Raw genomic sequence first — 22,948 nt, forward strand, 5'->3', positions numbered from 1 at the left:
GTTCGCACTCACGAGCCGCCGTCATGGCCCTGCACCTCTGGTTCACCTTCACCCTGGCTTACCTGGCTACCACGCTGACGCCGGGGCCGAATGTGCTACTGGTGGTGCGCAATGCCTTGCGCCACGGCCCAAGCGCCATGGGCGCCACGTTGCTCGGCAACCTCTCGGCGCAACTGCTGGTTACCTCCGGCGTTGCATTGGGCGTAGGCGCGCTGCTGATCGCCATGCCTACAGCCTTCCTGGCCCTGAAGATCATCGGCGCCGGCTACCTGATCTATCTGGGGCTTCGCCAGCTGTTCACCCGTCAGGCAGCCGCCGGGAACTCTTCAGTGGAGCTATCCGCTGCCGTTGCGGTAGCCGGTTGGCGTATTGCCGGCGAAGCATTTCTGGTGTCGGCCAGCAACCCCAAGACGATGATCTTTCTGTGCGCCTTCCTGCCGCAGTTTCTGCAGCCAGAGCGCGCCGTGTCGCTGCAGTTCACGGTCATGTACCTGACCATCGCCGCCATCGTGGTGGTGGTGCATTCGCTGTACTGCTTTGTCGCCTTTCGCTTCAGCGAGCGGCTCAAGGCCTTGCGCTGGGTGGCGACCATCAAGCGCCTGACCGGCGCGCTGTTTATCGGTTTGGGAGTTCGCCTGCTGAGCGCGCGAGCCGCCTAGCTTCAACACTGCAGATAGCAGAACGCCGACCTATGGAGGTCGGCGTTCTGGGTTGCTGCGTAGCCCAGATATCGTCAGTTCTTCAGCGCTTTGTTCGCCGAGTCGCCGTAGGTTTCTGCGCAAGTAACGTGGTCACTGCCATCCCAGCATTCGACGTTCTTCAGGTCTGGCATCTCATCGCGGTGGAACACCGGTTCCACGCCCTTGCGGCGCTGGGCGTTATAATGGTTGAGCAGGCGTGCGGCAATTGCCGCCAGCGGCAGGATGGCGATCAAGTTGGTGAGGGCCAGCAGCGGCATGAACACATCGGCCATGGCCCACACCACCGATACCTTGACCACCGAGCCGATCAGCACGAAAGCCATCACCAGCACGCGGAACAGGTTGAGCAGCAGCTTGCTGTCGAACATGTACTGGATGTTGGATTCACCGTAATAGTAGTTGCCGATCACCGAGGTGAAGGCGAACAGCAGGATGGCGAAGGTCAGGTAGTGGAGTGCCCAACTGCCGAGCTCTTCGGCCAGCGCCCATTGGGTCAGGCTGGCGCCCTGGGTGGCATCACCATAGGCGTGACTCGGGTCGGCGACCAGAATGATCAGCGCGGTCATTGTACAGATGACCAGCGTGTCGAAATACACGCCCAGGGTCTGTACCAGGCCCTGCTTGACCGGGTGCGACACTGATGCAGTGGCGCTGGCATTGGGCACCGAGCCCATGCCGGCCTCGTTGGAGAACAGGCCGCGACGTACGCCCATCATGATCGCCGCGCCGATACCGCCGCCAGCGATCTCGCGCAGACCGAAGGCGTGGCTGAAGATGTCGCCGAATACCCGCGGCACCTGGTCGATGTTGAGCAGGATGACCAGCAGGCCGATGCCCAGGTACATCAGGGCCATGGCCGGCACTACGGTGACCGACACCTTGGAGATGGTCTGCACGCCGCCGAAGATGATCACGCCGGTCAATACGGTGAGCGCGATGCCCACGCCCCAGGCCAGGGTGCGGCTGCCGCCTTCACCGCCGAAAGAGGTCTGCATGGCGTCAACTATGGAGTTGGCCTGTACCGAGTTGAACACCAGGCCGTAGGTGATGCTGATCATCACCGCGAACACCACCGCCAGCCAGCGCCAGCCCAGAGCGCGCTGGATGTAGTAGGCCGGGCCGCCGTGGTAGCGGTACTGCTTGTCGGACTTGTACAGCTGGCCCAGGGTCGACTCCACGAACGAGGTGGCGCCGCCAACCAGCGCCACCATCCACATCCAGAACACCGCACCGGGGCCACCCACGGCGATGGCCGTGGCTACGCCTGCGATATTGCCGGTGCCAACCCGCGACGCCGCGGAAATGGTGAACGCCTTGAAGGAGGAAATCGCTTCCTTGTCACCGTGGTTGCGCTCCAGGATTACCCGGAACATTTCCGGGATCATCCGCAGCTGCACGCCACGACACACATAGGTCAGATAGAGGCCGCTGAGCAGCAGCATGGGGATGGCAAGGTAGGTCCAGAGCAGGCCGGAGAAGGCATCGAGCAACGCAGACACGGGCGTCTTCCTTTGGTCGTCTTATTCGAAGGGGCGCGAGGATAGGGCAATACGCCCAAATTCCCAAACCCGATTGCGCTGCCAGCCGGCCACACCAGCCCGATTCCCTTTCCCTGCAGCGGTACTGCTTAGGGCGAGAATGGGCGGGTTGGTTCAGGTTAACGAAGTGAAGGATTTCGCGGTTTCACGACTAAGACGCTGGTTTGAAAGCCAGGCTGTGCTTTAGAAATATTCAAGCTATTACTCTGGTTGGCTTTCATCTCTGAGTGTTGCTGAATATTCAAATATATACTCCCCGATTGGAAGTAATTCATCTCTGTTTTCTGATTTTACATGGATGTTAAAGTCATAATTTGTACCCGTGCCGGATCCAATGCTGCATGTTGGCAAGTTGTTTGGTGCTGATATAAGTTCAACTGTCATCTCTGGTGAGTCTGCCATTACAGGCTTGAAATGGCCGCTTCCGGTAAAGTTTTTAACCTGTCTTTTCAGCTTTATTGTGATTTCTCCAGCATGATATTCAGGAGATGCAATATTGATCTTTTGTGAGATGATTTCCACTGCATGCTCTCTTTCTGTTCTCAAGCTGTCTATTGCTCTGATCTCCTCTACGGCGCTCTCATTAACCACTTGGCCTTTTCGTTGAGAGGAGAACTCCAAGAATCTGTCTGTTGGGTAGATTAATATTCTTTGGCCTGTATATTCGCTGGCTTCTCTGAGTAGTTCGATTCTAGGGCCAGTGGTCTTTCCTGAGATTTTCTCCCACCAGTCTTCTTTTCGCTCAGATGTTACAAATAATATTGGTTGAGAAGACTCTTTTGAGTGGTTTAATATTTGCTTCCAAAGGAAGTAGTCTCCATAAGGGCGTTCGCCATCTTTGTCATCATCCAAGTAACCTGGCGGGATTTTGCTGTTTTTTCTTCTTTCTGCCTCTGTTAGCTCATATGTGTGTTCTTCTGTCGAGAAATGTCTACCTATTGCACCGTCAAATAGCTTTGCAACTTCATCAAGGATGCTATCTTCTAATAAGAAGTTTGGATGGCTATTCTTTGCCTGCTCTACTCTTTCCTGTGCTTTGATAATTTGCGGTGATATCTCTTCTAGCATTTGATCGGCGATATCTGCGGGGATTATACGGTTGCCTTTGAGTTGAGTAACAGTTCCTTCAATTGATTTTCTAAGTTTCTCGATTTCTTCCTTTGCATCTTTGAAAGTTTTATTTGCAGAGATTATAACTTTGTTTCGGTTTCGAAAGAATTCTTCTGATGCTTGCCTTGATAGCCATAGTTTTCCTTCGAAGTTTTGTATGCTTTGTATTAGGCTGTTTCTAGTGCTTTCGTGATATCGATATAGATCCAATAGTACGTTGGCGTCCACTGTCAGTGTGCCATTTTTCCATATTTCCTCAATTTCTTCGGTGCTGGCTTTAAAGTACTACTTGTATTCATTTTTCATATCTGCCTCTTTTGTGTTTTAGATAACAAGTTTTGTTTTATAAGGTCAGGGTAGAGGGTTTTATGCTGTTATGGTTTGGCTTTGCTCTGGATATGGCTGCTTGTAACTCTAATGAGCTGATAACTGAGGGATGTGTCCAGAAACTGAGGCGACTCTGAATATACAATTGGTCGCGGTGATGTCCTGAAAAATTGCCGCCCAGTCGCGAAACGCTTCACCAGGCAGCTGATTGGAGTACCTGCTGGGATTGGTCAATCGTGGCGGGCTACTAGTCGAGTAGCCATGCAGCCAATACCAGCTAAGCAGCGTCAGCAGGACGCTGAGCCACCACGGCAGGAGGCTGGCGATGAGGATAAGGTCTTCGAATGCGGAGGTCTTGCGACGTCTGGCCATCTCGCTACTTCCCTGTCTGCGGCATTTGCCGGCAGAAGTCATTTCCCTGACTGCTTTGCTTTTACGCCATGAAGCACCGATTCACAGGTTGCTTCTTCAAGCGCGCGGCAAGTTTATGGCTTATCGCTATCAATGAGGCCGACGTTAGCCAATCTGCTAGATGTTAGGCAAGCCATCCAATGGTGGTAGTCGAGTATCGGGAGTTGGAGGGGAGATGGGCGTTGAAGTTGGGAGCCCATAGGCGGGCTCCCGAGGGGGGGCGGGTGTTGCGCTTAAGGAATCAGCTTGGCCTCACGCAGCTGTTCGAATACCGCAAAGAACGCATCGTCGGTGGCCTGATAATCGAGAAAGCCCAGCTTGCGGCTCTTCGACATGTCGGTGACCACTTCGATGGGACGGCCCAGATCGGCGTCGGTGTGCCAAGGGGATATCAGGCGGGTGATGTCGGCTTCGGCCAGGTCATGCTTGGCGACCAGTTCCAGCCAGGCTGCGGCGTCGCCGGCCATCTGTTCCTCCAACGGTGCGGGCTCGCCGTCGAAAGGGGCGGCCTCGATGCCGAACCATTCGGCGATGCGCTGCCACATCCATTTCCAGCGAAACACGTCACCGTTGACGATGTTGAAGGCCTGGTTGGCCGCTGCCGGGGTGGTCGCGGCCCAGTGCAGTTGCTTGGCCAGTTGGCGGGCGTCGGTCATGTCGGTGAGGCTGTTCCACTGCACGGCCGAGCCGGGGAAGCGGAACGGGCGGCCGGTTTCCCGGCAGATCGAGGCGTAGACGGCGAGGGTAGTCGCCATGTTCATCGCATTGCCGACCGCGACGCCGGTGACGGTGTGTGGGCGGTGCACGCTCCAGGTGAAGCCGTCACGCTTGGCGGCGGCGAACACCTCGTCTTCCTGGGCGTAATAGAAATTCTCCACATCCAGGCGGCCCTGCTCCTCGCGGAACGGAGTTTGCGGCAGCACGCCCTTGCCATAGGCCTCGAACGGGCCGAGGTAGTGTTTGAGACCGGTGACCAGAGCCACGTGCTTGACGCTACCCGCCGGGCGTAGGGCGTCCAGCAGGTTGCGGACCATCGCCGCGTTGACGCGGATGTTTTCCGCCTCGGTGGCCTGGCGTGCCCAGGTGGTCAGGAACACGTGGGTCGGCTTCAGGCCTTCGACGGCGCTGGCCAGCGAGGCGGGGTCGAGCAGGTCGGCCGCCAGTGGCGTGACGTTCTCGGCCGTGCCCGGCTTGCGAGCCAGGCCGGTGACCTGCCAACCCTGTTCGACCAGCAGGCGCGCGGTGGCGCTGCCGACGATACCGCTGGCGCCGACGACCAGTGCGTGATGTGCCATACAGCTATTCCTCCTTCAGAACGAGTATTGGCACCATAACGACGCTGCAGACTCAAACCAAGACGGCACCAAAAGGTAACCACCCCGATGCAACCCGGCACTCCCGATGAACAATGGCGCGAAGACTGCGCGCCGCGGCGCGTACTCGAATTGTTCGCCACCAAGTGGACGAGCATGATTCTGCACACCCTGCATGCCCGCCACGGCGGCACCGCCCGCACCGGCGTGCTGCACCGCAGCCTGCCCGGTATCTCCAAGAAGATGCTGGTGCAGACCCTGCGCGAACTGGAAGCCAGCGGCCTGATCGACCGCCAGGTACACGACAGCGTACCGCCCACGGTTGACTACACGCTCACCGAGCTTGGCCAACGGTTGGTCGAGCCCATCGAGCTGATCTACAGCTGGGCCCGCGACAATGCTCCGGCGCTCGATGCGCTGCAACCTCGGCAGACGTCGCGTAGGCGGTGATCTAGCTGATAAATCCAATTCCTGTGAATGACGCCGTCAAGCCTAATGTTGATTGTATGCAGAGATGCAATCAGTCTTTTGCCGCATGCAGCGTTAGCGAGTTAAAGAAGTCTTTCGCATCTTTTTGCATGGCTGGTGGAATATTGTGTTCTTTGCCCGAATACATAAAAGAAAGTGACAATATTTGGGAAGTGTTTGGGATTGGGCACTCGAGCATGTTGAATGTTCTGTAAGTCGGGATCGACCTTGCAATTTTTTGGCGCGGATACACAGTTGTCCAAGTGTTCGAAATGCAGTCCATCTCTAAAAAGTGTTCGCGCTTGTAAGTAAAGCTCTCCAGCAGTTCGACATCAGCCTCTCTGATGGAAAACCTGGACAGCTTTTTGCCTGCTTGATCTAAGAGGTGTTCTATAGCATTAATTTTCGAATCGATGGTGCTAATTTTTAGCTCTAGAAAAGAAGTGTAGTAAGGTGGTGAGTCTGTTTGGTGCGCAAGGGTTATTTGGTTTTCTTCATCTGATTTATCCCGCTTCCAGTTTAATTTTGTGGGCGCGGAGATGCTGACTTTGTCTTGGATGGTATAGGTTTCTGCTGCTTGGGTCACTAAGGGGAAAAGTAACGATAGAGAGAGAGGGATGTATTTAAAGAACATGCTATTCCTTTCGTCGATTTATTTTTCATGGGCGCTCGATATGGTGCGAGCAGGTGCGGAAAGTTGACGTCGAGTTTCGAAGTTTTAGAGAGCCTCCGAAAACCTACCATCTCCGTTAAAATGTTTGCAGTAAAAAGTCAAGGGGCTGCCAGCCCATGCGTTGTAGATTCTTAGTTAAGGAGTTCGGTACGCAACGATTTCCACTCTTCCCAGCAATTCTCTGCAGTGATATCCGGATAACCTCTTTTCTGCTCGCCCTCTAGCGCCACGCTGAAAGGGACTTTCATGCAAGTCGCATTGTCACGGATATCGATTACTTCCTTTTCGGTAAGCGGAACACCTTTGTGCTTCTCTGCTGCATAGAGAACCGTCACCAACGCTGGAATGAAAACCAGGCACAACGGATCATCGGATACTTCGGTCATGTTGATTCCTTTCAGGAGCTTTACGTCAAAAGTGCGTCAGCGTCTCCCGCCGGTCGCCATCAGCCCGCCTGCATCCCTGCCCGCTTGAGCAATTGCTTGCAGCGCTCGGACAGGTGCACCACGCGCAGGTGTTTGCCGGCCTTGGTGTAGCGTTCGCGTAGGGTCATGAGGGCGGCGATGGCCGAGTAGTCGACGAAGCTCAGGTGGCGGCAGTCGATGGTCACGTGCTCGGGGTCGTTGGCGGTGTCGAACTGGTTGAGGAACTGCGTGGTGGAGGCGAAGAACAGTGTGCCCCAGGGCACGTAACGCTTGCTGCCGTCGGCTTCCAGGTGGGTTTCGGCGTGCAGGTCGCGGGCATGCTGCCAGGCGAAGTTCAGGGCGGCGATGACGATGCCGCAGGACACCGCCACGGCCAGGTCGGTGAACACGGTAATGATGGTCACGGCGATGATCACCAGCACGTCGTTGAGCGGCACCTTGCCAAGCACCCGCAGCGAGGCCCAGGCAAAGGTCTGCTGGGCGACCACGAACATCACGCCGACCAGGGCCGCCAGGGGAATCAGCTCGATCAAAGGCGACAGGAACAGGATATAGAGCAGGATCATCCCCCCGGCGACGACGCCGGACAGCCGGCCACGGCCGCCGGAGCTGAGGTTGATCATGGTCTGGCCGATCATCGCGCAGCCGCCCATGCCGCCGCACATGCCCGAGGCGATGTTGGCCGCGCCGAGGGCCACGCATTCGCGGTCCGGGTGGCCGCGGCTTTCGGTGATCTCGTCGGTGAGGTTGAGGGTCAGCAGGGTTTCCAGCAGGCCGACCATGGCCATCAGCACTGCGTAGGGCAGGATGATCTTGAGGGTTTCCAGGCTCCAGGGAATCTGCGGCAGCGCCGGCACCGGCATATTGCCGGCGATCTTGGCCATGTCGCCCAGGGTGTGGGTGGGTAGGTGCAGGAAGTAGGTGAGCAGGCCGACACTGAGGATCGCCGCGAGTGCCGGCGGAATCACCTTGGTCAGGCGCGGCAGGATATAGACGATGGCCATGGTCAGCGCCACCAGGCCGAGCATCAGGTATAGCGCGTTGCCCTCGATCCAGCGGCCGTCATGCTGGAAGTGTTCCAGTTGCGCCAGGGCGATGACGATGGCCAGGCCGTTGACGAAACCGAGCATCACCGGGTGCGGCACCATGCGCACCAGCTTGCCCAGGCGCAGCAGGCCGAAGGCCGTCATGATCAGGCCGCTGAGCAGCACGGTGGCGAGCAAGTACTGGGCGCCGTGCTGCACCACCAGGGCGACGATCACTACCGCCATGGAGCCTGCCGCGCCGGAGATCATGCCAGGGCGGCCGCCGAACAGCGCGGTGATCAGGCAGATGAAGAAGGCGCCGTACAGACCCATCAGCGGGTTGACCTGGGCCACCAGGGCGAAGGCGATGCATTCGGGCACCAGCGCGAACGAGGACGTGAGACCGGCCAGGATATCGGCGCGCAGACGGGCGATTTTCATGGGTTACCTGAATCGAGCAAGACGGACGCCCGGCAGGCGCGGGGCGTGATAGGGCCACTAAGGCCTTGGAATTGGAAGGCGTGCGATGGTAAGGAATCGCCTTCACGAAGGCCAGTGCCTGGATATGACCGGCGTCGGCTGCCCGGGTTTCGCTGCGCTCTACGCCGGGCTAAGGCACGAGGCCGTGTACCGGTAGCCTGGGTTGAGCAACGCGATACCCAGGGTCTTGGCCGACGTAAATAGCAGCGCTGCCCGCGCCCTGCGACAACCAACCTACTCGGCAAAATGTGGCCTGGCTGGCTTTTGGAGCGACCAATAGGTCTAATTACCCTTTTTCTCGGGCGGGAAATCGGCAGTAAACTCTCGCCTGCCCAAAAAACGATGACGAGGTAAACACGTTGATTATTCACCCTAAAGTTCGTGGCTTCATCTGTACCACCACCCACCCGCTGGGTTGCGAGCGCAACGTGGCCGAGCAGATCGAGGCGACACGCAAACTGGGCGTGCGTAATGACGGTCCGAAAAAGGTGCTGGTGATCGGTGCTTCCAGCGGCTACGGCCTGGCGGCGCGTATCACTGCCGCGTTCGGCTTTGGCGCCGATACACTGGGCGTGTTCTTCGAGAAGCCGGGCACCGAAACCAAGGCCGGCACCGCTGGCTGGTACAACTCGGCAGCGTTCGACAAGTTCGCCAAGGCCGAAGGCCTGTACAGCAAGTCGATCAACGGCGACGCCTTCTCCGATGAAGCCCGCGCCAAGGTCATCGAGCTGATCAAGAACGAGATGGGCGGCAAGGTCGACCTGATCGTCTATTCCCTGGCCTCGCCGGTGCGCAAGCTGCCGCAGACCGGTGAAGTGGTGCGCTCGGCGCTCAAGCCGATCGGCCAGCCGTACAAGTCGACCGCCATCGACACCAACAAGGACGTGATCATCGAGGCGTCCATCGAGCCGGCTACCGAGCAGGAAATTGCCGACACCGTGACCGTCATGGGCGGCCAGGACTGGCAGCTGTGGATCGACGCCCTGGCTGGCGCTGACGTGCTGGCCGAAGGCGCGCGTACCGTGGCGTTCAGCTACATCGGCACGGAAATCACCTGGCCGATCTACTGGCACGGCGCGCTGGGCAAGGCCAAGCAGGACTTGGACGAAACCGCTCTGCGCCTGGACAAGAAACTGGCTGGCGAAGTCAAAGGCGGTGCCAACGTGGCCGTGCTCAAGTCGGTGGTCACCCAGGCAAGCTCGGCCATCCCGGTGATGCCGCTGTACCTGTCGATGGTCTTCAAGATCATGCAGGAAAAGGGCGTTCACGAAGGCACCCAGGACCAGCTCGACCGCATGTTCCGTGACCGCCTGTACCGCGCCGACGGTGCCCCGGCTGCAGTCGACGAGAAAGCCCGCCTGCGCCTGGACGACTGGGAATTGCGCGATGACGTACAGGACGCCTGCAAAGCCATGTGGCCACAGGTGACCACCGAGAACCTGTTCGAAATGACCGACTATGCCGGTTACAAGAAGCAGTTCCTCAACCTGTTCGGCTTCGAGCGCAGCGACGTGGACTATGACGCCGATGTGGCCACCGACGTGCAGTTCGACGTGGTGCAGCTGTAATCGGGTCGTTTCGACGGCATGTAAAAAGGGACGCCTCGGCGTCCCTTTTTTATTACCTGCTCGCTGCGTTTCAGCTCACCGGCTCTGTGGTGTTGACGTACTCCGGCACTTTCGCCAGCGGCAGGCGGCGCGCCTGCTCGACACTGATGCCCGGGCGTTTGGGCAGCGGGTCGAGGCGCTGCGGCTGGCCGGTTTCCAGAGCACGCTCGATCGCCTCCAGTACACGCACGTCGCGCCAGCCTTCGTCGCCGTCAGGCTCCGGCTCGCGGTTCTGCAGGATGCAGTCGGAGAAGTACTGGGTTTCCCCGGCGAACTGGTCGACCACCGGATGCTCGTGCTCGGTGGTCTTGCCGCCGATGGTGGCGCGGTAGCTGATCGCCGAGTCTTCGCCGAAGCCGAAGCAGGGGGAGGCCTCGAACTCGCCTTTGGTACCCAGTATCTGGAATCGCTCGGTGTAGGGCAGGCTGTAACTGACGGTGAATGTGGCCATGCGCTCTTCGGCAAAACGCATCGTCACTGCCACGGTATCCGGCGTATTGATTTCCCGGCCGGGGGTCTGCACGGCCACGGCGCGCACTTCCAGCGGCTCGTCATCGAACAGGTTGCGCACGGCGTTGATCGGATACGGGCCCATGTCGGTCACCGGGCCGGCCCAGTAGCCGCTCTGCATGCGGTGGTTGGCCGGGTCGACGGTCTGCGTGAAGGTCGCGCTGAACAGCCGTGGGTCGCCGATATCGCCGGCGCGAACGCGGTGAATCATCTCCACGGTGCCGGGCTCGAAGTGCAGGCGATAGGCGATCATCAGCTTGGCGCCCGAGCGCTCGGCTGCCGCGGTGATGGCCTGGCAGTCTTCCTGGCTGGTGTCCATGGGTTTTTCCAGCAGCACATGGATGCCGGCATCCAGCGCCGGCTCGGCGAATTCGCGGTGGCGGAAGTTCGGTGTGGCCAGATAGATGGCGTCGATCTCGCCGGAGGCGAGCAGGGCGGAGAATTCTTCGTAGCGGTAGCTCTTGATGTTATAGAGCTTGGCCAGCTTGTCGGCCTTGATCGGATCGCCGGTGACCAGTGCGGTGATCACCGAGTTGTCGGTCTGGCCCACGCCGGGCATGAAAGCCCCCTGGGAAATCCAGCCACCACCGACCACTGCGTAACGAACCTTGCCTTGAGCATCGGGCATTTCATCGACTCCTCTGCATCGCCGAACTGCATTGTTCGACTTCTTATTAGATCGGCAGGTGAGGCTAGACGAAGTTCCTGCAAAGTGCCTGCCGGTCGGCATTTGCGCGCTGTTTGCGGAGGCCGTGAAATCATCGCGGCAATCCGTGGTCTGTATGCGCGGCACGCCATCCGGCGCAGCTGTCTGCCGTTAATGGAGCGCGTTGATGAAAGCCCTGATCCCAAGCCTGTTGTTGGTCGCCGCCTTGCCGGCCCTGGCCGAGCAATCGGCCAACCCCTTGTGCGATGCGAAGGCCGCGAACATCGAGAAGCAGCTGCAGGCGGCCTGGGCCGAAGGCCACGCGGAAAAGGCCAAGGGCCTCAGTGCAGCATTGGACGGCGTGCGTGAGAATTGCTCGGACAAGGCGCTGATGCGCGAGCTGGAGGCCAAGGTCAACAAGGCTCGCGACGAGATACGCGAGCGCGAGGCCGACCTGCGTGAGGCCGAACTGAGCGGCGACCCGCAAAAGATCGCCAGGCGCCAGGCCAAGCTCGATGAAGCGCTACAGGACCTCAAGGAAGCAGAGGCCGAGTTCAAACACTGACCTTTCGGGGCTGCGCCGGCGGCCCCATACGTCCGGACGACCGGATGCGCCGATAATCGCCCAAAAGCCGAGCCCAACCGTCGACATGACTAAAACGGGATAGCCGCCGCCCATGCCGGGGGCTAGCATCGACCTCACTTGATTGGCCCCATAATAATTATTCGCCGTCTGCGGCTACTGCCGCGCGGTTTATTTCTCGCAAAGACTGCCCTTACAACAGGTCTAGCAGAATGATCGTCTCTCCTTGCGTCGTGCATCCTCCCCAATACCGTGATCACGTGGTTCACGCTGCTGCGTCTGTCGACGAAGCCGTGTCGGTGCGTGTTCGACGACTGTTCGTTTCCCTGCTGGCCAACGCCTGCCTCGCCACCCTGGTGGTGGTAGGAGTCATCCGGTTGGCGACCTTGCGACGTCGTTAATCACGCCAAACGTGCGATGGCCAGCCTGGCTAGTCGGTACATGCCCGAAATCGGGCCTGGAGGGGCGCTGTGTCCTACTTTCAGAATCATTACGCTGCATCGTCATGCCAGAAAGCGGTGCTCTCCACCGCTCGTCGCGATGGTGGCATTCCGCCCGGTGGCAATGCCGGTGGCGCAGAGTTTGCTGCAAATGGTCGAGCGTCTGGAAAGATGGGTACGACCACCATGCTGGTGCAATGCAACTGCTTCGACGATGTAGATGTACATGCCAATTCGGTAATCGGTTGGCAGCAAACCTATGACCAGCTCGGTGCTGGTCACGCCCACACCACGCTCAAACACCTCACCGCAGAGCGGTTCCAGATTTTCCGTGAGACCTTCGACAAGCGCATCGTGCAAATCGGCGCGGCACCGGCCGGGCGACTGTGTTTGGCGATGCCGGTATGCAGCAGCGAACCGAGTGTGTTTCAAGGCAAGCCGCTGACCGGCGAAAGTGTCACCGTTCTCCACGGCGGCCAGGAGTTTTTCGTTCAGTCACCAGGCGGCATCGATCTGCTGTGCGTCGCGGTGGACATCGCCAGCCTGGAAACCTTCGCCTCCCGGGAGTTCTCCAGCGCGGATCTGTGCCAGCTGTCGCGAATCACCCGGCTCGATCTGGAGCCGGCGATGATCCACCGCATGCGCAAGCACCTGGAGCGCTTGATCGACAACGCACTGGTTGGCGAGGCATTGTCCGAGGCTGAGCTGGAAGAGCAGGTGCTGGAGTTCATGCTGGTGCTGCTCGACAGTGCCTTGGAGTGGTCGGTAGGGCGCAGCGCCAACTCCACGGTGAGCACCTATCTGGTCAAACAGAGCCAGGAACTGGCGCTGGCCAATCAGGACGAGCCGCCCTCGGTGCTTGATCTTTGCAAGCACCTGAACGTGAGCCGCAGCACCTTGCAACGTAGCTTCCTCAGCGTGACCGGTTTGCGGCCGGTGGAATACCTGCGGGCGCTGCGCCTCAATATCGCCCGTCGCCGCCTGCGCAGCACCGAAACGGAGCAACTGACCGTCGCCCGCGTTGCCAGCGATCTGGGCTTCAGCCACCTGGGGCATTTCTCCGGCGCCTACCGAACGCTGTTTGGTGAAACGCCGTCGCAAACGCCGCGTGCGCGTTGAGTGCGCAGGGTAATGAATGCGCTAATCAAGTTTCGCAGCGATCAGGGGCTGCCAATTAGTTAGCCGCCCCGTTTAATCGATAACAGTACTTGTCCATTAAGCGTTACTGGAAAATTTTTCCGGGTAGCTCTGCTGCGCGCGCAGATCGTAGGGCGCGACATGTCCGGTGAAGTTTCAAGTGCAAGTCTCAGTGAGCTGAAAAGTTGTTCCGCAGCATCCTTGCTGCGCTGTTAAACCGAAGCGCGCGCCACTCCAACTGCAATACAGATGAAGTGTTAGAAGTCCAACCTATCAGGAATGTGTCATGAACAGCCCAAGAAAAAATCCAATCGATAATGTTCGTGTTTATATATGCGCCGGCTTGTTATCGGCCTGTGGCGCGCTGCTGCTCAATGTCATGCCTGTGCTGTTCGGCGCTATCGGCGAGACCCTGGGTTACGGCGAACAGCAACTCGGTACACTGGCTCTGGCCAGCAACCTGGCGTTCGCACTGGTTGGCGTAATCTCCCTGGCCTGGCTGGGCGTATTCAGCTGGCGCACGATTGCCGCCGTGGCGACGGTGATCGTCACCCTGGGCATTGTGGCCATTCTCAACAAGCCCTCGTATGGCGAGTTGCTGGTGATCATGGCCGTGGCAGGCGGCGCGACGGGTGCGCTCTACGCCTTGGCGATGGTGATCTTCGGTGGTAGCGACCGACCAGAGCGAGCCTTCGGCTTCAAGCTGGGCATGGAATCGATTCCCGGCGCGGCGCTGTTGATTCTGCTGCCAGTCGCGGTTGCACCGCAGTGGGGCTTCGACGGCATTCTGATCGCCCTGGCAGCATCTGCCTTGTTGATGGGCCTGGCGCTTTTTGGTGTGCCGAGCCGCGCCGTGAAGCGTGAAGACCTGATCGCCGCCAGCATCCATGCCGATGCTGGCAAGCACCAGTTCATCGTGTGGATGAGCCTGGTCGCCAGCCTGGTGTTCATGACCGGCGTCATGGCCGTGTGGCCGTTCCTGGAATTGATCGGCAAGAAGACCGGCTTGTCCTCCAACGAGATCGGCACCGTGCTTTCGGTGGGCTTTCTGATCAACGCCATCGGTGGCTTCATTGCCTCCTCGCTTGGTCTCAAGCTTGGTCGCGTGATGCCGGTGGCGGCCATCGTCGCGGTGGTGCTGGTCGGCCTGGTGATCATCGGCCAGTTCACCTCGATGACCACCTTCACCGTCGGTACGCTGCTGTTCCTGCTGTCGATCAACTTCGTGCTGGCCTACACCTTCGGCCTGATGGCCGAGTTCGATACCTCCGGCAAGCTGGTGGCGCTGGGCACCGTGTGCATCTCCCTGGGCGCCGCTTTCGGGCCGGCCATTGCCGGCAGCCTGATCGAGCGTTATGACTACTCGGCAGCACTGATCTTCTCCGGCGTCTGCGCGGTGCTGACCCTGGCGATTCATGGCGGGCTCTCCATTCGCGCTACGGCGCTGCAGCAGGGCGCCGCGCAAAGCCGCCTGGTGTCGATGCCTTGAAGGCAACTCAGTGTTAATCCTCGCGCCTGGTGATCCGCCCCATAGCAGGCTTTGATCGCCAACGCTCCGACAGAGAAGGCACGTAGCTCACGCTCGGGCCTTCTCTGCTTTTTGCAGTCGCAGTGCTGGCTATAAGGGCGCACTGTGTAAGGGCAGGCCGATCTTTCAGCCCAGGTTCGTCGATTCGGTAACTAAGCGGCGGGAGCAGCCGTTCGCCGATCCACTGTGGGAGCGCGCCATGCGCGCGAAAAATCGCGGGCATGGACTGGGCGTCCCCGCCCGTTCCCACAGGCCGTAGGATGGGGCGGGCCGCGTAGGTGAAACCCATCGCAATTTGATGGGTTTCACCCATCCTACGCTCTGCATCGATGTCCGCTTTTGCTTTGTAGCTGCCGCTTCATGCGCATAAAGATCGTGAACAGGCTATAAGGCGAGTTATTGAAACAGCTAAATCCCGGACAAAAAAATACCCCGCATTTTCATGCAGGGCACAAGCCGGAGCAGAGGTGAGCGCTTAGCTGAGGCGCTCGAAACGATACGGACTCGGATCGACAATCGGCGTGGTGCCGCACAGCAGGTCGGCGGCCAGTTGGCCTGCAGCCGGCGAGGTGCCGAAACCGTGACCGGAGAAGCCGGTTGCCAGGGTCAGGCCGGGAATCTTCGCGACCGGGCCGATGACCGGGTTGGAGTCCGGTGTGATGTCGATGACGCCGGCCCAGCTTTGCTCGATCTGGGCGTTGGCGAACATCGGCCAGGCGGCGACCAGGTTGCGCATCGCCTCGTCGTTCAGTGACGGGTTGGCCGCCGGGTCGAGGGTGCGGACTTTCTCGAACGGCGTGACGGAAGTGCCTTTCCAGCTGCGCGCCAGGGCCAGGTCCTTGAAGAACTCCTTGCCAAAGGACACGCGCAGGAAATCACGCTGCGCCTTGAGCTGCGGCAGATAGCGCATGCCGATCAGCAGGTGGTCGAGGGTCAGGTGCGCATCCAGGGCGCCGCGCTGGGTGACGATGAAACCGCCATCCTTGTGGCGACGGAACGAGAAGTCCGGTGCGCCCAGGGCGATTTCGGTCGGCCCGTCCATGGGTTTTGTGCGCATCACCGAGCAGGTCAGCGGCAGGGTCGGCAGGTTGATGCCGTGGTTGCCGAGAAAGCGCCGGGACCACATGCCACCGGCGAGCAGCACCTGTTCGCAGCGAATCTCGCCACGCTCGGTCAGCACGCCGCTGACACGCCCACCGCTGGTCACCAGGGTCCGCACTGCGCAGTTCTCGATGATCAGCGCGCCCTTGGCCATCGCCGCTTTGGCGATGGCGCTGGAGGCCAGGGTTGGCTCCGCGCGGGCATCGGAAGGCGTGTAGATACCACCCGCCCACTGGCCTTGGCCCCCGGGTGCCATCTTGGCGATTTCCGCGGTGCTGACCAGCCGCGAGTCCAGGTTTAGCGAGGCGACCGATTTCAGCCAGCCCTCGTGCATGGCCATCTGCGCGTCGTTACGGGCGACGAACATGATGCCGGCCTGACGAAAGCCCACATCCTGGCCAACGCGTTCCGGCATCTGCAGCCACAGCCGCTCGGCGGCCAGGGCCAGGGGAATATCGTGCATATGGCGGTTGGTCTTGCGTACCCAACCGAGGTTGCGCGAAGACTGCTCGGCCGCGATGCGGCCTTTCTCCAGTACCATCACCGGGATGTTGCGCTCGGCCAGCGTCAGGGCCGCGGTGAGGCCGATGATGCCCCCACCGATGATGACCACGGCGCTGTTCGAGGGAAACTCGGTGGAGGTTTGTACGGGCTCTATTCGAGGCGACATAAAGAGCACTCAACAGTAAGGGTGATGACGTGACAGAAAACCTGGCTCACTGAGCCAGGTTGATTTTCTTCACGTCGGCGCGCGAGGCACCACGGAAAGCGGTCAGCTCCAGTTCGACCTTGTAGACGGTCGAGCCCAGAGGCGGGCAGGTGACTGTCGAGGCCGGGTCGATGCCGCGGAATTTCTCGCCGACGATGGTCATCACCGCCGGTACGTCCTGCGGGTTCTGGATGAACACGCGCGAACACACCACGTCGGCCAGGCTGGAATCTACGGCTGCCAGTGCCGACTCGATGTTGGCGAACACTTGGTGGGTCTGCTCGGCCAGGTCCTCGGAGATCTCCTTGGTGTCCGGGTTGCGGCCGGCGGTGTTGGACACGAAGATCCAGTCGCCTACCGCGACCACGCGCGAGTAGCTGCCCATTTCTTCGTACTTGGAACCGGTTTTGACTTTGCTGATGGTGGTCATGGCGTAGCGTCCTTGAGGGAGTGAGAGGGTTAGCGCAGGGCTGGGGTTTCCCAGAGGTTCAGCTTCACGCCGATACCCAGTTCGAGCGCCTTGCGGTACACCACGGTGCCCCAGGCCACATCCTCGACCGGCATGCCACCGACCGACATGATGATGATTTCGTCTTCGCTGCGACGGCCCGGGGCTTCCCCGGCGATGATCTTGCCGATGTCTTCGAGATGGTCGAGGGTCAGCTTGCCTTCCTCGAGCATGTCCATGAAACGCACGCCGATCACCGGTACGTGGTTGTGGGCAGGCTTGGGCAGCTCTTCGAACCAGGCCTGGTACAGGCCAATGTTGTCGAGCACCTTGCGCACGTCGTGCTGTTCCATGCCTTCATCGATGTTGCAGCCGGCCGGCATGGCCAGGAAAGCGCCGGGTTTGACCCACTCGCGCTTGACCAGCGGGTATTCGGTCGGGTCACCGGTGCGGCCGGAAGTGCAATAGGTCACCAGGTCGGAGCCGCGCACCACGTCTTCGATGCTGTCGACCACTTCGATGGTGGTGATCTGCGGGTAGGTTTCCTTCACCCAGCCAATGAAATCGTCGAGGCTCTTCTGGCTGCGACCCTTGAGCTTGAGGGTGTCGATCAGCGGGCACACGGCGATGAAGGCTGCGAGGGTGGTCTTGCCCATCACGCCTGGGCCGAGCAGGCCGACGACGCGCGAGTCCTTGCGGGCCAGGTGGCGTGCGCCAACGCCCGGAATCGCACCGGTGCGATATGCCGACAGCAGGTTGGCCGACATGTGGGCCAGCGGAGCACCGGTGTCGACGTCAGTGAGGGTGAACATCAGGATCGAGCGCGGCAGGCCTTTCTCGCGGTTCTCGACGTTGGAGCCGTACCACTTTACGCCGGCAGTGCGGAAGCTGCCGCCCAGGTAGGCCGGCATCGCCATCATGCGGCGGTCGGCAGCGTGGCGCGGCATGCTCGGGAAGGGAGAGTCTTCCGGGAAACACACCATGGCGCCGTGGGAATCGTTGTTCGGGCCGGCCATCCGATAGTCGCCTTTGTACAACAGCTCGAATACCTCTTCCATGGTATTGACGCAGCCGAGCATGTCGGTCACGCCAGCGCGAATCATGTCTTGTTCGGAGAGGTAGATGAAGTCGATTCTTGTATTAGTAGTCATGGCATTCTCGGGGTCGGAAGTGCAGGCCTGGCACAACTTGAAAGATGACGCTGCCGCGCGTTATGCAAACAAAAGCATCGGTGAAGTTGCATAACGCTCAGTGCGCGCAGGGCAATTGGTTATTAGTGGTTTTTTTATTCACGGGTGAATAAAAAACAGAAAACCAGTTGGGCCAAGTTGATGGTAGGTAAGTCGCCCCGATGCCGGCTATCCCATATTGGTCACTGTTGCAGGCAAATAACTTCGGCTGGCGCACTCTTTTGGGGCGTCGAATAAAGCGCCGGTTTGATAAGTCTTGATGTGCTTATCGACGGGTATTCATCAATAGCGCGACGGGCTGGAAAATAAGCTGTCGGGAGGCAGTTCAATAGCCCCGAAAAGTCGATAGCGGAACGCTATCGAGCGCGGTCATTTAGCGAAATTTGCTTGAGATCAGCTACGAATCACTGCCGGAACGCAAGCATTGCGCTTGCGCTCCGGGCAATGGTCTCTTAGGTGCGGAAGCGCCCGACCAGGCCATTCAGCTCGCCCGATAGAGCCTCCAGGCGCTGCGAGTCGGTACGTGCCGAATGGGCCAACTCCTCGACCAGCTGGGCATCGGTGTGGATCTGCGCGATGTGCCGGTTGATGTCTTCGGCCACGTGGTGCTGCTCCTCGGCGGCGGTGGCGATCTGGTTGTTCTGGTCGCGGATCTCGTCTACCGAGGCGCGAATCTGCTCGAAGCTGTCGCGGGCATGCTGGATGCGCTCCACGCTCTGCAGCGACATGCTCAGGCTGCTCTGCATCTGCTTGGTGACTTCCTGGGTGCGCCGCGCCAGGCCGCCGAGCAGGCCGTCGATCTCGCCGGTGGAGTCCGCGGTGCGCTTGGCCAGGGCACGCACCTCGTCGGCGACTACCGCGAAGCCGCGGCCCTGTTCGCCGGCTCGTGCTGCTTCGATGGCTGCGTTGAGGGCCAGGAGGTTGGTCTGCTCGGCGATCGAGCGGATGGTATCGAGAATGGCGTTGATGTTCTGGCTGTCCTGCTCCAACACCTGCATGGCCTGGGCAGATTTCTGCAGGTTTTCGCTGAGCTGGGTGACGCTGCCGGTGGCTTCGTCGATTTGTTGCTGGCCATCGTGCACCTGGCGCTGGCCGGAGTCGGCGGACGAGGCGGCGTTGCTGCACGAACGGGCCACTTCATTGGCGGTGGCGACCATCTCGTTGAAGGCGGTGGACACCAGCTCCACGGCTTCACGCTGGCGGCCGGCGGCATCGTTCATGTCGCGGGCCACGCGGGTGCTGGCGTCCGAGGCGGTCTGCAGGTCCGCCGAAGCGCTGCCAATGCGTTGTACCAGCGTGCGGATGGCGCCCAGGAACTGGTTGAACCAGCGCGCCAGCAGGGCGGTTTCATCGTTTCCGCGCACATCCAGGCTGCGAGTCAGGTCGCCTTCGCCCTGGGCGATGCCTTCCAGACCGCCTGCCACGCTGCGGATCGGCTTGACGATCAGCCCGGCGAAACTGGCGCCGACGATGGCGAACAGCACCGCCAGCACCGCGGCGATCACGCCGATCTGCCAGGTCAGGCTGGTAGCCTTGGCCATCACTTCGCTGCGCTCGATCAGACCGATAAAGCGCCAGCCGAGGGTTTTAGACGACCACACGTTGGCCATATAGGACACCCCGCCCAGTTCGACTTCCACCAGGCCTTGCTCGACCTTGGCCAGCTCTGCGTAACCGTCGCCCAGCTCGCTGATCAGCTTGAAGTTGTGCTCCGGGGTGCGCGGGTCGACCAGCACGTTGCCGTTGCTTTCCAGCAGCATCAAATAACCGCTTTCGCCGAGCTTGATCTGCTTGACCAACTCGGTGAGTTGCTTGAGCGACACGTCCAGACCAACCACGCCGACGGGCTTGCCCTGGGCATCATCAACGGTGTGCACCGTGCCCATCAGCACCACATCATCAGGCGCCCAGTAGTAAGCGGCGGTGCGTACGGTTTTGCCTGGCGCGGCCACAGCGGCCTTGTACCAAGGGCGAACGCGCGGGTCATAGCTGCTCAGCTTGGCATCGTCCGGCCAGGAGGCATAACCCCCATCTGCCTTGCCAAGCGACAGGTAGGCAGTGCTCGGGTGGCTGGCAGCGAACTGGCCGAACATTTCCAGAAATGCCTTGCCTTCATCGGTCTGCGGAATCTGCGCGGCATCGGCGCCCGTGTAGTTCTTCAGCTCGCCGGCGTTGCGCACTACCGGAAGCTTGGCCAGGTACTCGACGTTCTGCGCGATGGCGTCGAAGAACTGGTTCATGGCGTTTTCGATCTGCCGGATTTCGCGGCTGCTGCTGTCCAGGAAGTCGTCCTGCGCCTGGCTGCGCAAATTGACCACCACCACGACGGCGACCAGTACGACGGGCACACAGGCAATGGCCGCGAAGGCCCAGGTGAGTTTCTGTTTGATGTTCACGATGGTTCCTGCAGTGTCGTAAAGCGTTTTTTGGGTTTTTTAAGCTTTGAAGCAGGCAGAAAGGATGGCTGGCGAATTTGTAGTCGTTGTGAACACTGAGTCGGCGTGACGGACGCAAACTTGAGCGCCCGCCCCTCACGTTTTTTTGATGGGCAGGCGTAGAGGCGGGGATGAAAGAGAGGACGTATCAGGTTCTGAAGCGGCGAACCAGGCCATTGAGCTCGCCGGAGAGAGTTTCCAGGCGCTGCGAGTCGCTGCGCGCCGAGTGGGCCAGTTCCTCGACCAGCTGGGCGTCGGTATGGATCTGCGCGATGTGCCGGTTGATGTCCTCGGCGACCTGATGCTGCTCCTCGGCGGCGGTGGCGATCTGGCTGTTCTGATCGCGGATTTCGTCTACCGAGGCGCGGATCTGTTCGAAGCTGTCGCGGGCCTGCTGGATGCGCTCGACGCTCTGCTGCGACATGCTCAGGCTGCTTTGCATCTGCTTGGTCACGTCCTGGGTGCGCTTGGCCAGGCCGCCAAGCAGACCGTCGATTTCCCCGGTGGAGTCCGCGGTGCGTTTGGCCAGGGCGCGCACTTCGTCGGCCACTACCGCGAAACCGCGGCCCTGTTCACCGGCCCGGGCGGCCTCGATGGCGGCGTTGAGGGCCAGCAGGTTGGTCTGTTCGGCGATCGAGCGGATGGTGTCGAGGATGGCGTTGATGTTCTTGCTGTCCTGCTCCAGCACCTGCATGGCCTGGGCGGACTTTTGCAGGTTCTCACTGAGCTGGGTGACGCTGCCGGTGGCTTCGTCGATCTGCAGCTGGCCGCCGTGCACCTGGCGCTGACCGGAGTCCGCGGAGCTGGCGGCCTGGCTGCAGGAGCGGGCCACTTCGTTGGCGGTGGCGACCATCTCGTTGAAGGCGGTGGACACCAGCTCCACGGCTTCGCGCTGGCGCACGGCCGCGTCGTTCATGTCCAAGGCCACGCGCGTGGTGGCGTCCGAGGCAGTCTGCAGGTCGGCCGAAGCGCTGCCGATACGCTGCACCAAGGTGCGGATGGCACCCAGGAACTGGTTGAACCAGCGCGCCAGCAGGGCGGTTTCGTCGTTGCCGCGTACATCCAGATTGCGGGTCAGGTCGCCTTCACCCTGGGCGATGCCTTCCAGACCGCCGGCCACGCTACGGATCGGTTTGACGATCAGCCCGGCAAAGCTGGCGCCGACGATGGCGAACAGCACCGCCAGCACCGCGGCGATCACGCCGATCTGCCAGGTCAGGCTGGTGGCCTTGGCCATCACTTCACCGCGCTCGATCAAGCCGATGAAACGCCAGCCCAGCTTCTCGGATGACCAGACGTTGGCCATGTAGGTCACGCCGTCCAACTCGACCTCCGCGAAGCCGCTCTTCACGCCGGCCAGTTCGCGAAAGCCGTCACCCAGCTCGTCCAGGCGCTTGAAGTTGTGCGCCGCATCGCGCGGGTCGACCAGCACGTTGCCGCTGCTTTCCAGCAGCATCAGGTAGCCGCTTTCGCCGAGCTTGATCTGCTTGACCAGGTCGGTCAGCTGCTTGAGAGACACGTCCAGGCCGATGGCGCCTACGGGCTGGCCCTGGGCGTTGTCGACGGTGTGCACGGTGCCCATCAGCACCACATCATCGGGGGCCCAGTAGTAGGCCGGGGTGCGCACGATCTTGCCTGGCGTGGCCATGGCTGCTTTGTACCAGGGGCGCTGGCGCGGGTCGTAGCTGTTGAGCTTGGGGTCGTCCGGCCAGACTAGGTAGCCGCCATCCTGGTGGCCCACCTGCAGGTAGGCAGTGGTCGGGTGGCTGGTGGCGAACTGGTTCAGGCCGTACAACAGCGCCTGGTTGCTGGCGGGTAGCGGCACCTGGGCGGCATCGGCTGCGGTGTAGTTCTTCAGGTTCTGGGTGTTTCGCAGCAGATCGCTCTTGGCCAGGTATTCGACGTTCTGGGCGATGGCGTCGAAGAACTGATTCATCGCATTGTCGATCTGGCGAATCTCCCGGCTGCTGCTGTCGAGAAAGTCGTCCTGGGCCTGCTCGCGCAGGTTGATGACGACCACGATGGCGACCAGTACCACAGGCACACAGGCGATGGCCGCAAAGCCCCAGGTAAGCTTCTGTTTGATGTTCACGATGATTCCTGCTTGAGCTAAGGCTGTTGTTTTTTTAGGTAAGGGCAGCCA

At 60.3% G+C, this 22,948-nt stretch carries 18 protein-coding genes and 2 pseudogenes; 6 read left to right on the forward strand and 14 right to left on the reverse strand.

Annotated elements, in window-relative coordinates; genetic code table 11:
* Positions 1–23: 23 nt before the first annotated feature.
* Positions 24–659 carry a LysE family translocator gene (locus FB481_RS16445; RefSeq protein WP_147177048.1) on the forward strand — a complete coding sequence of 212 codons (636 nt, stop codon included), beginning with the start codon at positions 24–26 and terminating at the stop codon, positions 657–659.
* 74 nt (positions 660–733) lie between these two features.
* Here FB481_RS16445 and FB481_RS16450 read toward each other — a convergent pair whose 3' ends face one another.
* From FB481_RS16450 to FB481_RS16460, 3 genes are all read right to left on the reverse strand, one after another.
* On the reverse strand, positions 734–2,200 hold the full coding sequence (locus tag FB481_RS16450; RefSeq protein ID WP_147177049.1) for a sodium:alanine symporter family protein: 1,467 nt from the start codon (positions 2,198–2,200) through the stop codon (positions 734–736).
* A 240-nt stretch (positions 2,201–2,440) separates the two neighbouring features.
* A complete protein-coding gene (locus FB481_RS16455) occupies positions 2,441–3,577 on the reverse strand; it encodes a PIN-like domain-containing protein (protein WP_147177050.1) in 1,137 nt (378 codons plus the stop codon).
* A 743-nt stretch (positions 3,578–4,320) separates the two neighbouring features.
* A complete protein-coding gene (locus tag FB481_RS16460) occupies positions 4,321–5,382 on the reverse strand; it encodes an SDR family oxidoreductase (protein WP_147177051.1) in 1,062 nt (353 codons plus the stop codon).
* Positions 5,383–5,469: 87 nt separating this feature from the next.
* Here FB481_RS16460 and FB481_RS16465 point away from each other — a divergent pair, with 87 nt between their 5' ends.
* The gene (locus FB481_RS16465; protein ID WP_147177052.1) at positions 5,470–5,850 is read left to right on the forward strand and encodes a helix-turn-helix domain-containing protein; all 381 of its coding nucleotides are present in this window, start codon (positions 5,470–5,472) and stop codon (positions 5,848–5,850) included.
* A gap of 70 nt (positions 5,851–5,920) precedes the next feature.
* On the opposite strand, the gene FB481_RS16470 is transcribed toward FB481_RS16465, so the two are convergent.
* The 3 genes from FB481_RS16470 to FB481_RS16480 form a co-directional block, all read right to left on the reverse strand.
* Positions 5,921–6,502 carry a hypothetical protein gene (locus FB481_RS16470; RefSeq protein ID WP_147177053.1) on the reverse strand — a complete coding sequence of 194 codons (582 nt, stop codon included), beginning with the start codon at positions 6,500–6,502 and terminating at the stop codon, positions 5,921–5,923.
* 170 nt (positions 6,503–6,672) lie between these two features.
* Positions 6,673–6,927 carry a hypothetical protein gene (locus tag FB481_RS16475; RefSeq protein ID WP_147177054.1) on the reverse strand — a complete coding sequence of 85 codons (255 nt, stop codon included), beginning with the start codon at positions 6,925–6,927 and terminating at the stop codon, positions 6,673–6,675.
* 59 nt (positions 6,928–6,986) lie between these two features.
* A complete protein-coding gene (locus FB481_RS16480; protein ID WP_147177055.1) occupies positions 6,987–8,432 on the reverse strand; it encodes a SulP family inorganic anion transporter in 1,446 nt (481 codons plus the stop codon).
* Positions 8,433–8,830: 398 nt separating this feature from the next.
* Between FB481_RS16480 and fabV the strand changes: the two genes are divergently transcribed.
* Positions 8,831–10,039, forward strand: a complete 1,209-nt coding sequence (gene fabV / locus FB481_RS16485) for an enoyl-ACP reductase FabV (protein WP_147177056.1) — start codon at positions 8,831–8,833, stop codon at positions 10,037–10,039.
* A gap of 70 nt (positions 10,040–10,109) precedes the next feature.
* On the opposite strand, the gene FB481_RS16490 is transcribed toward fabV, so the two are convergent.
* Entirely contained in the window at positions 10,110–11,216 is a 1,107-nt protein-coding gene (locus FB481_RS16490; RefSeq protein ID WP_147177057.1) for a Gfo/Idh/MocA family protein, read from the reverse strand.
* A 205-nt stretch (positions 11,217–11,421) separates the two neighbouring features.
* Here FB481_RS16490 and FB481_RS16495 point away from each other — a divergent pair, with 205 nt between their 5' ends.
* From FB481_RS16495 to FB481_RS16505, 3 genes are all read left to right on the forward strand, one after another.
* Positions 11,422–11,799, forward strand: coding sequence for a DUF1090 domain-containing protein (locus FB481_RS16495; RefSeq protein WP_147177058.1), 378 nt, complete (start codon positions 11,422–11,424; stop codon positions 11,797–11,799).
* 629 nt (positions 11,800–12,428) lie between these two features.
* Complete coding sequence (locus FB481_RS16500; RefSeq protein ID WP_093502927.1) at positions 12,429–13,376, forward strand: helix-turn-helix domain-containing protein; 948 nt, start codon at positions 12,429–12,431, stop codon at positions 13,374–13,376.
* Positions 13,377–13,773: 397 nt separating this feature from the next.
* Positions 13,774–14,883: an MFS transporter gene (locus FB481_RS16505; RefSeq protein ID WP_093503521.1), complete on the forward strand. Its 1,110-nt coding sequence runs from the start codon at positions 13,774–13,776 to the stop codon at positions 14,881–14,883.
* A 514-nt stretch (positions 14,884–15,397) separates the two neighbouring features.
* Here the strand turns inward: FB481_RS16505 and FB481_RS16510 are convergent.
* The 7 genes and pseudogenes from FB481_RS16510 to FB481_RS23685 form a co-directional block, all read right to left on the reverse strand.
* A complete protein-coding gene (locus FB481_RS16510) occupies positions 15,398–16,693 on the reverse strand; it encodes an FAD-binding oxidoreductase (protein WP_147177059.1) in 1,296 nt (431 codons plus the stop codon).
* Between the two features lie 46 nt (positions 16,694–16,739).
* Positions 16,740–17,162, reverse strand: a complete 423-nt coding sequence (locus FB481_RS16515) for a RidA family protein (protein ID WP_027909544.1) — start codon at positions 17,160–17,162, stop codon at positions 16,740–16,742.
* A 29-nt stretch (positions 17,163–17,191) separates the two neighbouring features.
* Positions 17,192–18,331: a tyramine oxidase subunit B gene (locus FB481_RS16520; RefSeq protein WP_147177060.1), complete on the reverse strand. Its 1,140-nt coding sequence runs from the start codon at positions 18,329–18,331 to the stop codon at positions 17,192–17,194.
* A gap of 491 nt (positions 18,332–18,822) precedes the next feature.
* On the reverse strand, positions 18,823–19,590 hold the full coding sequence (locus FB481_RS23670) for a methyl-accepting chemotaxis protein (protein WP_371257905.1): 768 nt from the start codon (positions 19,588–19,590) through the stop codon (positions 18,823–18,825).
* Between the two features lie 90 nt (positions 19,591–19,680).
* Positions 19,681–20,766: pseudogene (locus FB481_RS23675) on the reverse strand (cache domain-containing protein); the annotation flags it as partial.
* Positions 20,767–20,953: 187 nt separating this feature from the next.
* Positions 20,954–21,721, reverse strand: coding sequence for a methyl-accepting chemotaxis protein (locus FB481_RS23680; RefSeq protein ID WP_371318675.1), 768 nt, complete (start codon positions 21,719–21,721; stop codon positions 20,954–20,956).
* Between the two features lie 90 nt (positions 21,722–21,811).
* A pseudogene (locus tag FB481_RS23685) lies at positions 21,812–22,897 on the reverse strand (cache domain-containing protein); the annotation flags it as partial.
* Positions 22,898–22,948: the final 51 nt, after the last annotated feature.

It is taken from the genome of Pseudomonas sp. AG1028, from assembly GCF_007993955.1.
GTDB classification, from domain to species: domain Bacteria; phylum Pseudomonadota; class Gammaproteobacteria; order Pseudomonadales; family Pseudomonadaceae; genus Aquipseudomonas; species Aquipseudomonas straminea.